The 13,788-nt window shown below is 65.9% G+C and carries 15 protein-coding genes; 3 read left to right on the top strand and 12 right to left on the bottom strand.

Annotation, left to right across the window (positions count from 1 at the left end; all coding sequences use genetic code 11):
* Window positions 1-162 precede the first annotated feature (162 nt).
* Both prpB and ACNFH5_RS11050 read right to left on the bottom strand, forming a co-directional pair.
* A complete protein-coding gene (prpB, locus tag ACNFH5_RS11055; protein ID WP_416745912.1) occupies window positions 163-1,050 on the bottom strand; it encodes a methylisocitrate lyase in 888 nt (295 codons plus the stop codon).
* A complete protein-coding gene (locus ACNFH5_RS11050; protein ID WP_081517269.1) occupies window positions 1,047-1,769 on the bottom strand; it encodes a GntR family transcriptional regulator in 723 nt (240 codons plus the stop codon). The genes prpB and ACNFH5_RS11050 overlap by 4 nt, the downstream gene beginning before the upstream one ends.
* Before the next feature lie 192 nt (window positions 1,770-1,961).
* Between ACNFH5_RS11050 and ACNFH5_RS11045 the strand changes: the two genes are divergently transcribed.
* Together ACNFH5_RS11045 and ACNFH5_RS11040 are read left to right on the top strand one after the other, a co-directional pair.
* Entirely contained in the window at window positions 1,962-2,402 is a 441-nt protein-coding gene (locus tag ACNFH5_RS11045) for a hypothetical protein (RefSeq protein WP_416745910.1), read from the top strand.
* Window positions 2,383-3,000, top strand: a complete 618-nt coding sequence (locus tag ACNFH5_RS11040) for a class I SAM-dependent methyltransferase (RefSeq protein WP_416745908.1) — start codon at window positions 2,383-2,385, stop codon at window positions 2,998-3,000. The genes ACNFH5_RS11045 and ACNFH5_RS11040 overlap by 20 nt, the downstream gene beginning before the upstream one ends.
* On the opposite strand, the gene ACNFH5_RS11035 is transcribed toward ACNFH5_RS11040, so the two are convergent.
* From ACNFH5_RS11035 to ACNFH5_RS11025, 3 genes are all read right to left on the bottom strand, one after another.
* Window positions 2,979-3,236: a hypothetical protein gene (locus tag ACNFH5_RS11035; RefSeq protein WP_416745906.1), complete on the bottom strand. Its 258-nt coding sequence runs from the start codon at window positions 3,234-3,236 to the stop codon at window positions 2,979-2,981. The genes ACNFH5_RS11040 and ACNFH5_RS11035 overlap by 22 nt on opposite strands.
* A gap of 157 nt (window positions 3,237-3,393) precedes the next feature.
* Window positions 3,394-3,636, bottom strand: a complete 243-nt coding sequence (locus ACNFH5_RS11030; protein ID WP_416745904.1) for a hypothetical protein — start codon at window positions 3,634-3,636, stop codon at window positions 3,394-3,396.
* Between the two features lie 120 nt (window positions 3,637-3,756).
* The gene (locus ACNFH5_RS11025) at window positions 3,757-4,650 is read right to left on the bottom strand and encodes an NAD(P)H-binding protein (protein WP_416745902.1); all 894 of its coding nucleotides are present in this window, start codon (window positions 4,648-4,650) and stop codon (window positions 3,757-3,759) included.
* 168 nt (window positions 4,651-4,818) lie between these two features.
* Here ACNFH5_RS11025 and ACNFH5_RS11020 point away from each other — a divergent pair, with 168 nt between their 5' ends.
* Window positions 4,819-5,787 (top strand): AraC family transcriptional regulator, encoded by a 969-nt coding sequence (locus ACNFH5_RS11020; protein ID WP_416745900.1) that lies wholly within the window; start codon window positions 4,819-4,821, stop codon window positions 5,785-5,787.
* A 150-nt stretch (window positions 5,788-5,937) separates the two neighbouring features.
* Here ACNFH5_RS11020 and ACNFH5_RS11015 read toward each other — a convergent pair whose 3' ends face one another.
* From ACNFH5_RS11015 to ACNFH5_RS10985, 7 genes are all read right to left on the bottom strand, one after another.
* Window positions 5,938-6,387 carry a hypothetical protein gene (locus tag ACNFH5_RS11015; RefSeq protein ID WP_416745898.1) on the bottom strand — a complete coding sequence of 150 codons (450 nt, stop codon included), beginning with the start codon at window positions 6,385-6,387 and terminating at the stop codon, window positions 5,938-5,940.
* Between the two features lie 190 nt (window positions 6,388-6,577).
* Window positions 6,578-7,912 (bottom strand): sigma-54-dependent transcriptional regulator, encoded by a 1,335-nt coding sequence (locus tag ACNFH5_RS11010; protein ID WP_416745896.1) that lies wholly within the window; start codon window positions 7,910-7,912, stop codon window positions 6,578-6,580.
* Window positions 7,909-9,801: a sensor histidine kinase gene (locus tag ACNFH5_RS11005; RefSeq protein ID WP_416746441.1), complete on the bottom strand. Its 1,893-nt coding sequence runs from the start codon at window positions 9,799-9,801 to the stop codon at window positions 7,909-7,911. The genes ACNFH5_RS11010 and ACNFH5_RS11005 overlap by 4 nt, the downstream gene beginning before the upstream one ends.
* An 80-nt stretch (window positions 9,802-9,881) precedes the next feature.
* On the bottom strand, window positions 9,882-11,555 hold the full coding sequence (gene ggt, locus ACNFH5_RS11000) for a gamma-glutamyltransferase (RefSeq protein ID WP_416745894.1): 1,674 nt from the start codon (window positions 11,553-11,555) through the stop codon (window positions 9,882-9,884).
* An 83-nt stretch (window positions 11,556-11,638) separates the two neighbouring features.
* Entirely contained in the window at window positions 11,639-12,373 is a 735-nt protein-coding gene (locus tag ACNFH5_RS10995; protein WP_236200475.1) for an amino acid ABC transporter ATP-binding protein, read from the bottom strand.
* On the bottom strand, window positions 12,370-13,038 hold the full coding sequence (locus ACNFH5_RS10990) for an amino acid ABC transporter permease (RefSeq protein WP_184592492.1): 669 nt from the start codon (window positions 13,036-13,038) through the stop codon (window positions 12,370-12,372). Before ACNFH5_RS10990 ends, ACNFH5_RS10995 begins: the two co-directional genes overlap by 4 nt.
* On the bottom strand, window positions 13,035-13,781 hold the full coding sequence (locus tag ACNFH5_RS10985; protein ID WP_017521678.1) for an amino acid ABC transporter permease: 747 nt from the start codon (window positions 13,779-13,781) through the stop codon (window positions 13,035-13,037). Before ACNFH5_RS10985 ends, ACNFH5_RS10990 begins: the two co-directional genes overlap by 4 nt.
* Window positions 13,782-13,788 lie beyond the last annotated feature (7 nt).

Below are 13,788 nucleotides of genomic sequence, written 5' to 3'. Positions count from 1 at the left end.
CCTCATCAAATCCGGTTGCTTGTTCTTGTCCCCCGGCACGGGCCGGGATTTCGGTTCGAATCTGGTTGGCGGATAACGCCTGTGGCGTTATGCGCCCTACGGTGTATCAGGTCTGGCGTAGGGCGAATAACGCGAAGCGTTATCCGCCGCTTTCGCCTCGGGTCACTTCTTGCCGGCAGCGAACAGCGCGTCGAGCTTCTGCTCGAAGGCGTGGTAACCGATGCGGTCGTACAGCTCGGCACGGGTCTGCATGAGTTCGATCACGTTCTGCTGGTGGCCTTCCTGGCGGATCGCGGTGTAAACGGCTTCGGCGGCCTTGTTGGCGGCGCGGAAGGCGGACAGCGGATACAGCTGGATGGCCACGCCGACCGAGGCCAGCTCGTCGCGGGTGAACAGCGGGGTGGCGCCGAACTCGGTGATGTTGGCCAGGATCGGCACGTTCAGCGCATCGACGAAGCGCTTGTAGGTCGGCAGGTCGTAGGCGGCTTCGGCGAAGATCGCATCGGCACCGGCCTCGACGTAGCGCAGGCAGCGCTCGATGGCGGCGTCCACGCCTTCGGCCTGGATGGCGTCGGTGCGGGCGATCAGGAAGAAGTTCGGGTCGGTCTTGGCATCGGCGGCGGCTTTCACGCGGTCAGCCATTTCGTCGACGGAGACGATTTCCTTGCCCGGACGGTGGCCGCAGCGCTTGGCGCCGACCTGGTCCTCGATGTGGGCAGCAGCGGCGCCGGCCTTGATCAGGCTCTTCACGGTGCGCTCGATGTTGAAGGCGCTGGGGCCGAAGCCGGTGTCGATGTCCACCAGCAGCGGCAGGTCGCAGACGTCGGTGATGCGGCGCACGTCGGTGAGTACGTCGTCCAGGGTGTTGATGCCCAGGTCCGGAAGGCCGAGGGAGCCCGCCGCCACGCCGCCACCGGAGAGGTAGATGGCCTTGAAGCCGGCGCGCTTGGCCAGCAGGGCGTGGTTGGCGTTGATCGCGCCGATCACCTGCAGCGGCTTTTCTTCGGCAAGGGCTTCACGGAAACGTTGGCCGGCGGTCTTGTAGCTCATTGTTCACCTCGTTCGTTGGCTGTCTTGGCTTGGGCGTCCAGGTAATGGCGCTCCATATTGCGTTTCGAGGCGCCGATGTGACGGCGCATCAGCAACTCGGCCAGCTCGCCGTCACGATCGGCGATGGCATCGAGAATCCGGTGGTGCTCGGAGAAGGCCTGGCGCGGGCGGTTGGGCGTCGCCGAGAACTGCAGGCGGTACATGCGCACGAGCTGGTACAGCTCGCCGCAGAGCATGCGGGTGAGGGTGCGGTTGCCGCTGCCCTGGATGATTCGGTAGTGGAAGTCGTAGTCGCCTTCCTGCTGGTAGTAGCCACGGCCGGCCTGGAAGGCCTCGTCGCGCTCGTGGGTGTCGAGCACCCGGCGCAGCTCGTCGATCTCGGCCTGGCTCATGCGTTCGGCGGCCAGGCGGCAGGCCATGCCTTCGAGCGATTCGCGGATCTCGTAGAGCTCCAGCAGCTCCTCGTGGCTGAGCGAAACGACCCGCGCACCGACGTGCGGTACGCGCACCAGCAGTTTTTGGCCTTCCAGGCGGTGGATCGCCTCGCGCAGCGGGCCCCGGCTGATGCCGTAGGTGCGCGCCAGCTCCGGCTCGGAAATCTTGCTGCCGGGGGCGATCTCGCCCTTGACGATGGCCGACTGGATCTTGCGGAACACGTGTTCCGACAGGGTCTCGCCGTCGTCGCTGGCAGGGGTGGGCAGAATCAGGCTATCGCTCATGGTGTCGACAATCTTCTTGATGTGCGGCGAAAGCTACCCCTGGAAACCGCCTGGGTCAATCGCAACCTGATGAATTGTCGACAATCGTCTAATGGGGCGGAATTCTTATGCCGCCAAGGCGATGTCTGAGCGACAGGCCAGGGCGTTGCTGTGACAATGCCCGGACACACCGGCAATTAGGATGATCCCGTCATGGTGTTACAAGGACGTGCACGACGCGGGGCGTTCAGCGTATCGGCCTTTCTGCTGCTCGGCTGGGCGCAGGGGCTGTGGGCGATGCACCCTTATCGTGACAACCTGACTGCGGATGTCCGCTCCCAATCGCTGTCGGCGGAAATGCTGCCGTTGTTGCTGTTCTTCAGCATTCTCGTTGCGCTGGCGGCACTTCCACGCCGGCCGGGATGGCCCTGGCAAACCGCGCTTTCGTCGGGAATTGCCCTGCTGGGCTGGTTCTGGGTAGACCTTTGTCTTTACGACAGCCGCGTGGCCAGTTGGAGTACCTACACGACGGCGGAACTGGCGCTGGAAGTGGCCTGGCAGAGCTGGCTGCCGCTGCTGTCGGCGACGCTACTTTATTGGGCAGGCGCGGTCCTGCTGCGCTGGAGAGCGAACCATGATTCGAGGCTGGTATGACCGTCACGCACTGCCCCGACTGATCGACTTCGCCTGCGGTATGGGCGATGTGATGAAGCAGCGCTCGCTGCTGGTCCCCCGTGCACATGGCCGCGTGCTGGAGATCGGCATGGGCACCGGCCTGAACCTGTCCTTCTACGACCCGGCGAAAGTGTCGACAATCGTTGGCGTCGACCCGGCGGCGCAGATGCAGACGCTCGCCCGCAGCCGCGCCGAGGCGATTGGCATTCCGGTGGAGATGGTGGCGCTGGAGCTGGGTCAGATTCGTGCCGACGCCGGCAGCTTCGACAGCATCGTCTGCACCTTCACCCTGTGCAGCATCCCCGATGCGGTGGCGGCGTTGAAGGAGATGCGCCGGGTGCTCAAGCCCGGTGGCGAGTTGCTGTTCTGTGAACATGGCCTGGCGCCGGACGCCGGCGTGCGCGCGTGGCAGCATCGGTTGACGCCGGTGTGGAAGCCGCTGGCCGGCGGCTGCCACCTGGACCGCGACATGCCGGCGCTGATCGAATCCGGCGGTTTCCAGTTGCGCGAGCTGATTCAGGACTACCTGCCGGGCCCGCGGCCGATGACCTACGTCTACCGCGGCATGGCCGACTGATGCGCGGGCAGGCGATCGAGTACCTCGACGCTGAGGATGTAGGTACTGCGCACGTAGATGTCTTCCGGACGCTCGAGCTGCGCCATGTCGGACTGGCAGGCATTCATGCGCACCACGAATGGCGCCGCGCCGTCGCACAGCGCGTGGTAATCCCCCTGGCTGATCCAGCCCTGGAGCACGGAAGACTCGCGGTTGTGAGCGCGAACCACGACTTCGACCTTGAGGTGTTCGTTCATTGCCACGTTGGTCCACTGAGGGTGAAAAGGGGCAAACCTTAACGTCCGTCCTGTATGGCCTCTGTCAGGCTCCTCTGAATGGACTGTGGGACTATCCCGCCAACTCTCCCCCCGAACCCTCCCCGAATGCTCCCCTCGAGTTTGCGGCGCCCGTGCGTCAGGCCACGCGCTCGGCAGGGGTGACGTTGAGGATATGCGCGCCGCTGAGGAACAGGTCCTGCACCGGGCCGGTGGGGCAGTGGCGGCTCTGGCATTCGCCCAGGCGCACCTCGAAGGGCGTGCGGCCGTCGCGCAGGGCGAGGTAGTCCTCGCGGCTGATGCGGCCGTGGAGAATGCGCTGCGGGCGGTAGGGAGACCAGGTCTCCACATCGACCCAGAGACTGTCGGGAGTGTGGTTCATGGCGGTGGTCCGGCCGTTTGGAAATGGGCGAGTACTCTAGACAGCGGACCAACGCCAAATTCATCAGAGGCCCCCGATATATTTGTAGGAATTTATGTTGCCGTGACTGAAGGTGCCGTCTTACAGCAAGGCTCGATAGGCCGCGGCCCAGGTCTGGGCGAAGTCTTCGAAAGGCGTCGCCGTGGTATTCGCCGGCGAGCGCGTTTCTTGCGCACGCACTCGCCCGCTGCTGATCGCCTCGCCCAGTTCCGCGTAGCAATCGGCGACGCTGGCGGAGTAACCGGCCTCCCGCAGTGCGGCAGCCAGCTCCTGCGGCGATACCGGCACATAGGCCAGGTCTGGCCGGCCGATGGCTGCTCCCAGCAGCTGGGTTGCCTGGGCGTAGCTGATGTCGCGCTGGCCGAGCACTTCGCGGGTCACGATGCCCTGCCAGTCGCGGTCCAGCAGGGCGCCACTGGCAGCGTCGGCGACATCCTGGGTGGCAACCATCGGCACCGGCATGTCCGGCGCCACCGCGTCGCTGTAGCAGTCATAGGCGCGAACGATTTCCAGCGCGCCGTACAGGTTCTCGAACAGCGCGCCGGAACGCAGCATCAGCACATTCACCTCCGGCGGCAGCTGGCGCAGGCGCTGCTCCTGGTCGTGCATGCTGATGATCGGCCCGGTGCCACACGGCACCTCGGCGCCCACGCTGCTCAGGAACACCACGCGTCGCACAGTGCTGGCGCAGATGGCCTGGATGATCGCTTCGCCCTGGGCCGCCTGCTGGTTGCGGTAGTCCTCGGTCTCCGGGCCGTAGACGAGCAGGGTGTAGACCGCCTCGGCACCACGGAAAGCCTCGGTGAGGAAGGCACCGTCGTGCGGCTCGCCCACGGCGATCTGCGCGCCGGCGGCAGCCAGCGGCGCCAGGCGTTCGGCATTGCGGCCCAGGGCGCGAACCAGCACGCCGGCGGCCAGCAGGGTCTGGCAGATTCTCGAACCGGTGCGGCCGGTAGCTCCCATTACAGTGATCATGGCGGTGTCCTCGCTGTTGGCCGTCCCGCGGCGCCCGCCGTGGGTTCGTTGGCCTGGTCTCAGTCTCACGCCGAGTCGCTGGACGGTTAATGCCTGGAAATCGCCGCTTCATGCTCATTCGTCCAGAAGTGCTGGACGCCGCCGGGTAGTCTGACCAGTCTCAAGACCATGAACGCTCCTACCGCCATTCCAGACCTGACCGACGCCTGGGCTTCCACTGATCCCCTGGGCGAGGCCCTGCATTTCCTGCGCATGAGCGGCACCTTCTATTGCCGCTCCGAGTTCAGCGCGCCCTGGGGGCTGGACCTGCCGGCAATGCCGCAGTGCCTGATGTTCCACGTGCTGACCGTCGGCGAGTGCTGGCTGGAGGCAGAGGGCGACGAGCCGCGCCGGCTGGCGCCGGGGGATCTGGTACTGGTGCCCCACGGTGAGGGCCATCGGCTGGTGAGCTCGCCGGGCGAGCCGGCGGCGGGGCTGTTCGATTTGCCTCGAGCCTATGCCAGCGACCGCTATGAAGTGCTGCGCCAGGGCGGCGGCGGAGAGCCCGTGGCGATGATCTGCGGGGCGGTACGCTTCGATCATCCTGCCGCACTGCAACTGGTGCGCCTGCTGCCGCGTGTATTGGAGGCGCAGGTGCGCGACCCCGCCCAGCGCGACTGGCTGATGAGCACCCTGCAACTGATGGAGAGCGAGGCGCGGGCCATGCGCCCTGGCGGCGAAACGGTGATTACCCGTCTGGCCGACATCCTGGTGATCCAGGCCATTCGTGCCTGGATCGAACAAGACCCGGCCGCCCAGATCGGATGGCTCGGTGCCTTGCAGGATCGTCAGTTGGGCCGGGCGCTGAGCCTGATCCACCGTGACCCGGCGCGGGACTGGAGCCTCGCTTCCCTGGCCGCAGCGGCGGCGATGTCGCGCTCCGCTTTTGCCGCGCGTTTCGCCGAGAAAGTCGGCTTGCCGGCCATGCACTATGTCACCCGCTGGCGCATGCACGTGGCGCTGAGCTGGTTGCAGGAGCGAGAGATCGCCGTGGCCGAACTGGCCGAGCGCCTCGGCTATCAGTCCGAGGCGGCGTTCAGCCGGGCGTTCAAACGCTGCATTGGTGTTTCGCCGGGAAGCGTGCGGCGTAATGCGTAGGCCGTACAACCGTTCGCGGTTGTACGGCGATACACGGAGGTCCGTCGCTGGAGCCGGGGCCAAGTTCGGAGTGCCCTGCGGTCCAGGCTAAACGGCGTATAACGTTGAACGTCATACGCCCTACGGGCTACGCGATCACAGGCGGAAGGTTCAGAGCTGGATATCGTCGCGGATCAGCACGCAGGTGCAGCCGTCTTCGTCTTCGCGCCAGTCGTGGAGGAAGTACATCTGGATCTTGCCGCCGTCCATCACCGCCAGGTAATCGCCCACTTCCGGGACGAAGAAGGCAGAACTACCCGGTTCGGCTTCGCACTCGATGCGCACGCTGAAGAACAGCGCCGGGTCGGCGTCGTCGAAGAAGTCTTCGCGCTCGGCGGCGTCCCATTCGATGGGGGCTTCGAAGGGGCCGAGGAAGAGGACCTTGGCGTCGCCCATGTCCAGTTCTTCGGCGTCCGGGTCATTGTCGTCCGGGCGGTAGACGGTGGCGTCCAGTGCCTGGGCATCGGCGAGGATGGCGCGGCGCGCGGCCATGCGCTGCTGCGGGTCGACGCCGGCGTCGGCGCAGAGCTGGTTCCAGAGGGTTTCGGCTTGGGTGGACATGGTGGCTCCCGCTCGTGCGGCCGGTTCAAAGATGGGTAGTGTCCGGGACAGTTCCCGGCAGATCAATGGGGCGCTGCGCCGTGTGTCATTACCCGTGTAGGAGCGAGCTTGCTCGCGAACCTGCCTGAAGCCGTGGTATCCGCCTGAAAGCGTTCGCGAGCAAGCTCGCTCCTACAGAAAGCATTGGCGATTACTCGCCCTTGAGGCCGTACTTCTTCACCTTGTCGAACAGCGTGGTCTTGGCCATGCCCAGCGCGTGCGCGGCCTGGCTGAGGTTGCCGGCGTGGCGTTCCAGGGCGGTGGACAACAGGCTCCTCTCGAAGGCTTCCACGGCTTCGGCGAAGCGCGGCTCTCCCGCGTCCGGGCCGAGGTTGCCGCCGGCCAGTACCGGCAGGCCGAGGGCGAAGCGTTCGGCGACGTTGCGCAGTTCGCGCACGTTGCCCGGCCAGTCGTGGGTCATCAGGGTGGCAGCGGTGGTGTTGTCGATGGCCGGCGCCGGTCGGTCGAAGCGCAGCGAGGACTGCTGCAGGAAGTGCTCGAAGAGCATCAGGATGTCTTCGCGGCGTTCGCGCAGCGGCGGCAGGTTCAGGGTGATGACGTTGAGGCGGTAGTAGAGGTCGCTGCGGAAAGTGCCTTCACGGCCCATGGCGGCAAGGTCGGATTTGGTCGCGGCAATCACCCGGCAGTCCACGCCGATCAGCTCATTGGAGCCCAGGCGCTCCAGCTGCTGTTCCTGCAGCACGCGCAGCAGCTTGATCTGCAGGTTCAGCGGCATGCTCTCGATCTCGTCGAGGAACAGGCTGCCGCCGTTGGCGTGCTCGATCTTGCCGATACGGCGCTTGCCGGCGCCGGTGAAGGCGTGTGCCTCGTGGCCGAAGATTTCGCTGTCGATCAGGCTTTCCGGCAGTCCGCCGCAGTTGAGCGCAACGAAGGGCTTGGCCTGGCGTCGGCTGTAATCGTGCAAGCAGCGGGCGACCAGTTCCTTGCCGGTGCCGGTCTCGCCCTCGATCAGCACGTTGGCGGAGGTGTCGGCGACGTTGGCGATCAGCTCGCGTAGCGCTTGCATCGCGGGCGAGCGGCCAATCAGCCGGCCTTCCAGTGCCTGCTTGCCGGCGAGCTGGCGGCGCAGCTGGCTGACTTCGCGGGTCAGCGCGCGCTGGGCCAGGGCGCGCCGCGCGGTGTCCACCAGCTTCTCGGGGGAGAAGGGCTTCTCCATGAAGTCGTAGGCGCCGTCGCGCATGGCCTTGACCGCCATGGCGATGTCGCCGTGGCCGGTGATCAGCACCACCGGCAGGCTGGGGTCGCGCTCCCTGAGTTTCTCCAGCAGTTGCAGGCCGTCCATGCCGGGCATGCGGATGTCGCTGACGACGATGCCGGGGAAGTCCGCGCCGACTTTCTTCAGCGCTTCTTCGGCGCTGCCCACGCTGTCGGTCTCGATGTCTTCCAGGGCCAGCGCCTGCTGGCAGCCGAGGCGGACGTGGGGGTCGTCCTCGACGATCAGGACGCGCAGGGATGGGTCGCTCATGCGGGTGTCTCCATGGCGGGCAGCAGCGGCAGGTGCAGCTCGAAGGCGGTGCCGCCGGATTCCGGATAGGCCACGCCCAGGGTACCGCCAGCGGCGGTGGCGAGGCTGGCGGAAAGGGTCAGGCCCAGGCCCAGGCCGAGTTCGCCGGGCTTGGTGGTGAAGAAGGGTTCGAACAGGTGCACGCGTGCGTCCGGCGGAATGCCGGGGCCGTTATCGCGTACCACCAGGCGGTAGTGACCGTCCCCTTCGCGGCGGCCTTCCAGCCAGAGCTGGCGGTCGGTCTGCGTGCTCATGGCGTCGAGGGCGTTGGCGATCAGGTTGACCAGTATCTGTTCCAGGCGCGTCTGGTCGATGGCCAGGCGCGCATCGGCATAGTCGCGGTGCAAGGTCGCCGGCACTTCCGAAAGACGCCCCTGCAATACCATCACCGCGGCATCCACGGCCTTGCTTAGTGTGGCCTGGCCGTGGTCGTCGGCACGTCGGGCGAAGGCGCGCAGGCTGGCAGTGATGCGGCCCATGCGGTCGACCATTTCGGCGATGGCTTCGAGGTTGCTGCTGGCGACGTCGAGCTTGCCGCGCTCAAGGAAGCGTACGCTGTTGCTCGACAGAGTCCGCAGCGCCGCCAGTGGCTGGTTGAGCTCGTGGGCGATGCTGGTGGACATCTGCCCGATGACCGCCAGCTTGCCGGCCTGGACTAGCCGATCCTGGGCCTTGCGCAGGGTGTCCTCGGCCTGCCGGCGCTCGCGGATCTGCTCGCGCAGGTGCTGGTTGCTGGCGCGCAGGTCGGCGGTGCGCTCGGCGATGCGTCGCTCCAGGGCGTTGTTGGCCTGTTCCAGTGCCTCGCGGGCGGCGAGGCGGGTGGCGATGACCTTGCGCCGCTCGTTCCAGGCGATCAGCAGGAAGGCGAACAGGGCGAAGCCGGCGGCGGCGAGCATGCCGTGGATCATCGCTTCGCGGCGCAGGTCGGCCAGCGGGGTGAGCAGGGTGAAGTGCCACGGCGTGTCGCTGAGCTGGCGCGTCTGCATCAGGTAGCTGAGCGGCTTGTGGCTGTCGGCGTGCTCGCCCGGCGGGAAGCTGATTTCCTCGACGCCCTCGCCCAGCGGGCGGCGTGACAGCGGCTGCCATTCGTTGAGCGCCCACCAGTAGTACTGCAGGCTGCGGGCCAGGCGTTCCTTGTCCTGATCGCTCAGCGGGCGCACGGCCTTCAGGCGCAAGGTGGGGTCGCTGGAGAGGATGATGATGCCGTTCTCGTCGCTGACGAAGGCTTGCAGGCGCGCCTTCTCCCAGCGCTCTTCGAGGGATTCCATGCGCACTTTCACTACGGCGACGCCGACGATCTTGCCGCCGTGGACCAGACCGTGGGCAAGGTAGTAACCGGGTTCGCCGGTGGTGCTGCCGATACCGTAGAAGCGTCCGGGGCGGCCTTGCACGGCTTCCTGGAAATAGGCGCGGAAGGACAGGTCTTCGCCCAGGTAGCTGTCGGCGTCCTGCCAGTTGCTGGTGGCCAGCACGCGGCCGGAGGTATCCAGCAGGTAGACGGCGCGGCTTCCGGCGCGGCGGTTGAGGCCTTCGAGGTAATGGTTGACGCGGTCGCGGTGCAGCGGCGTCGGGTCGGTCAGCAGGCGGCTGACGCTGCCTTCGAGTTCGAGCAGGCTGGGCAGGTAGGTGTAGCGGCTGATCTCGCTTTCCACGCCACGGGCGTGCAGTTCCAGCTGGCGTTCGCCGGTCTCGATCAGGCTGCGGGTGCCGGCGCCTTCGCTGATCAGGTAGCCGCCGTAGCCGAAGCCCAGGGTGAGCAGGAGCAGCAGGAAGGGCAACAGGTAGTTGCGCACGAGGCGTGGCTTCACGGTGAGCGGCGGCGGCAATGGGCTGGAAGCGCATTGCAGCACAGTCGTCGGGGCCGAGCCAGCCCAACGCCGGGGGGCGGCGATGGACTGGCTCGGATACCACACGGTGCGTCTGCCGGGGCTTAGGGCTTGACCACCATCCCGATGCCGCGGCCGCGCGGATCGGAGGCGGTTTCCAGGGCCTTGCCGTTCACACGGATGGCCTGGATGTCACCCATGTTCCAGCCCTGGTCTTCCAGGGTGTAGCCCATGGCCTTGAGCTCGTCGGCAACCTTGCCGGTGAGCGGCGCGTAAGCGTCGTAGTAGATGGTGTCCTTGGGCAGCAACTGGTGATGCACACGCTGCGCAGCCACGGCCTTCTCCAGGGGCAGGTGGAAGTCGTAGACGTTGTTCAGCACCTGGAAGATCGAAGTGAAGATCCGCGAGCCGCCGGGCGTACCCAGTACCAGGCTGACGTGGCCGTCGCGGGTGACGATGCTCGGGCTCATGGAGGAGAGCATGCGCTTGCCCGGCTCGATGGCGTTGGCGTCGCTGCCCACGACGCCGAAGGCGTTGGCCACGCCCGGCTTGGAGCTGAAGTCGTCCATCTCGTCGTTGAGCAGGAAGCCCGCGCCCTTGACCACCACGCCACTGCCGAAGTCCCAGTTGAGGGTGTAAGTGTTGCTGACGGCGTTGCCATCCTTGTCGACGATGGAGAAGTGCGTGGTCTGGTGCGGCTCAAGGCCCGGACGGACTTTCTCGGTTTCCGAGATGGCGTCCGGGTTCACTTCCTTGGCGCGCTTGGCGATGTAGTTCGGGTCGGTCAGCTGGGCCACCGGCACCTTGGAGAACTGCGGGTCGCCCAGATAGTCGGCGCGGTCGGCGAACACGCGCTTCTCGATTTCCGAGAGCAGGTGGATGTACTTGGCGGAGTTCAGTTCCACGCCCTTGAAGTCAGCGGCGCGCTGTTCCTTGATGCCGATCAGCTGGGCCAGGGCGATGCCGCCGGAGCTGGGCAGCGGCGCGGTGTAGAGGGTGTTGCCCTGCCAGTCGATGCGCATCGGTTCGCGCCACTTGGCTTCGTAGGTGCTCAGGTCGTCGGCGGTGATCAGGCCGCCGTCCTGCTTCATCTGCGCGATCAGCAGCTTGGCTGTCTCACCCTTGTAGAAGTCGTCCGGGCCCTTGTCGGCAATACGCTCCAGGGTCTTGGCCAGTTCCGGCTGCTTGAAGGTTTCACCCGGCGACAGGGTGCCGAAGTAGTCGCCGAAGTTGGTCTTGCCGTTGAACAGCGCGATGGCGTCCTGGCGGTACTGGTACTGCTGGTCGGCGACCCGGAAGCCGCTCTGCGCGTAGCCGATGGCCGGGGTCAGCAGTTCGCTCCACTTCAGCTTGCCGAAGCGCTTGTGCGCCTCCCACAGGCCCATCACCGTACCCGGCACGCCGGCGGCCTTGGCACCGACCAGGCTGAGGTTTTCGATGACCTCGCCCTTCTCGTTCAGGTACATGGTCTTGGTCGCGGCCTTCGGCGCGATCTCGCGGTAGTCGAGGAAATACGGCTTGCCGTCGACGTACAGGGTCATGAAACCGCCGCCGCCGATGTTGCCGGCTTCGGGGTAGGTGACCGCGAGGGTGAAGGCGGTGGCGACTGCGGCGTCGACGGCGTTGCCGCCTTTCTTGAGGATTTCGGCGGCGACTTTCGCGCCGTACTGATCCGGCGCGGCAACCGCGCCACCGTCGAGGGTGACGGCGAAGACCGACGAGCTCGCCGCGAGGATCGCGACGCCCAGGGGCAGCTTGCTGAAGTGGAACACGCGCATGGGACTTCCTTATTTATTCTTGTGCTTGCGGTGAGGGTGAAGGCCCCGGCGAACCGGGGCCTTCGGGTAAAACAACAGCGGGATCAGTGCGGCAGGATCTTGGCCAGGAACTGCTGGGTGCGTTCGGCGCGGTTCTGCAGGTCGCCGAAGAATTCCTCCTTCGGGCAGTCCTCGACGATCTGCCCGCGGTCCATGAAGATCACCCGGTCGGCGACCTTGCGTGCGAAGCCCATCTCGTGGGTCACGCACATCATGGTCATGCCTTCCTGGGCGAGCTGGACCATTACGTCGAGCACCTCGTTGACCATCTCCGGGTCGAGCGCCGAGGTCGGTTCGTCGAACAGCATGACGATCGGGTCCATCGCCAGCGCGCGGGCGATCGCCACGCGCTGCTGCTGGCCGCCGGAGAGCTGGCCGGGATGCTTGTGGGCGTGGGCTTGCAGGCCGACGCGGTCGAGCAGCTTCATGCCCTTTTCCATCGCCTCTTCCTTGCTCCGCCCCAGTACCTTGCGCTGGGCGATGGTGAGGTTTTCGGTGATGGTCAGGTGCGGGAACAGCTCGAAGTGCTGGAACACCATGCCAACCCGCGAGCGCAGCTTGGGCAGGTCGGTCTTGGGGTTGGCGATGGAGGTGCCATCGACCGTGATGTCGCCCTTCTGGAAGGGCTCCAGCGCGTTGACGCACTTGATCAGGGTCGACTTGCCCGAGCCGGACGGCCCGCAGACCACCACCACTTCACCCTTGGCGACCTTGGTGTTGCAGTCGGTGAGAACCTGGAAGTCGCCGTACCACTTGCTGACGTTATCGATGGAGATCATACGGTTAACCTTTTCTGCAGGCGCTTCACGCAAAGGGACGCGGCGAAGCTGATGACGAAGTAGACGAGACCGGCGAAGATCAGGAATTCATGGGGCTGGCCGATGATGTCGCCACGCGAGCGGGCGGCATTGAGGAAGTCCATCAGGCCGACCGAGTACACCAGCGAGGTGTCCTGGAACAGGATGATGCTCTGCTGCAGCAGCAGCGGGGTCATCTTGCGGAACGCCTGGGGCAGGATGATCAGGCGCATGGACTGGCCGTAGGTCATGCCCAGTGCGTAGGACGCGCCGATCTGGCCCTTCGGGATGGCCTGGATGCCGGCGCGGACGATCTCGCAGTAGTACGCCGCCTCGAACATCATGAAGGCCACCAGGCACGAGGTGAACGCGCCCACGGGGGTGTCCTGGCCGGTGATCCAGCGCAGGATGAACGGCACCGCGAAGTAGAACCAGGTGATCACCAGCAGCAGCGGGATCGAGCGGAAGTAGTTCACGTAGAAGCCGGCGATGTTCGACAGCAGCTTGCTGTTGGACAGCCGCATCAGCGCGAGGATGGTGCCCAGCACCACGCCGCCCAGCACACCGAGGATCATCAGCTGCAGGGTGGTGAGCATGCCTTCCCAGAGGCCGGGGAGGGCGGGGACGATCTGGCTGAAGTCCATCATTTACCTCCCACGGAGATCAGGCCCGGCACGGCGACTTTCTTCTCGACCATGCGCATGATCAGCATCAGGCTCATGTTCAGGGTGAAGTAGATCGCGGTGGCGAGGGTGAAGGCCTCGAACAGGTTGGCGCTGAATTCGGCGGTCTGCTTGGTCTGCGCCAGCAGCTCCATGAGCCCGATCAGTGAGGCCACCGAGGAGTTCTTGAAGACGTTGAGGAATTCCGAGGTCAGCGGCGGAATGATGATCCGGAAGGCCTGCGGCAACAGCACGTGGCGGTAGATCGCCGGCAGGCGGAAGCCCACGGCGCTGGCGGCGGCGAGCTGGCCCTTGGGCAGAGCCTGGATGCCGGTGCGCACCTGCTCGCAGACCCGCGCGGCGGTGAACAGGCCCAGGCACACGACGACGCTGATGAAGGCCGAGGTTTCCGGGGCGATGCCCAGCTTGAACCAGTCCTGGATCGGCTGCGGCAGGTAGTCCGGCACCAGGAAGTACCAGATGAACAGCTGCACCAGCAGCGGGACGTTGCGGAACAGCTCCACATAGGCCGTGGCGATGCCCGACAGCCAGCGGTTGGGCAGGGTGCGCATCACGCCCAGCAGCGAGCCGAGCGCCAGGGCGATGACCCATGCCGCCAGCGAGACGGCGATGGTCCAGCCAAGGCCGGTGATGTACCAGTCCAGGTAGCGCTCGTCGCCAATCCCGGTGGACTTGAAGAACACGCCCCAGTCCCAGTTGTAATCCATGACGGGT

This window comes from Pseudomonas sp. NY15435 (assembly GCF_048068295.1).
In the GTDB taxonomy this organism is placed as follows: domain Bacteria; phylum Pseudomonadota; class Gammaproteobacteria; order Pseudomonadales; family Pseudomonadaceae; genus Pseudomonas.
The sequence above is the reverse complement of the archived record's forward strand: the minus strand, read 5'-3'. Positions and strand labels throughout refer to the sequence as shown.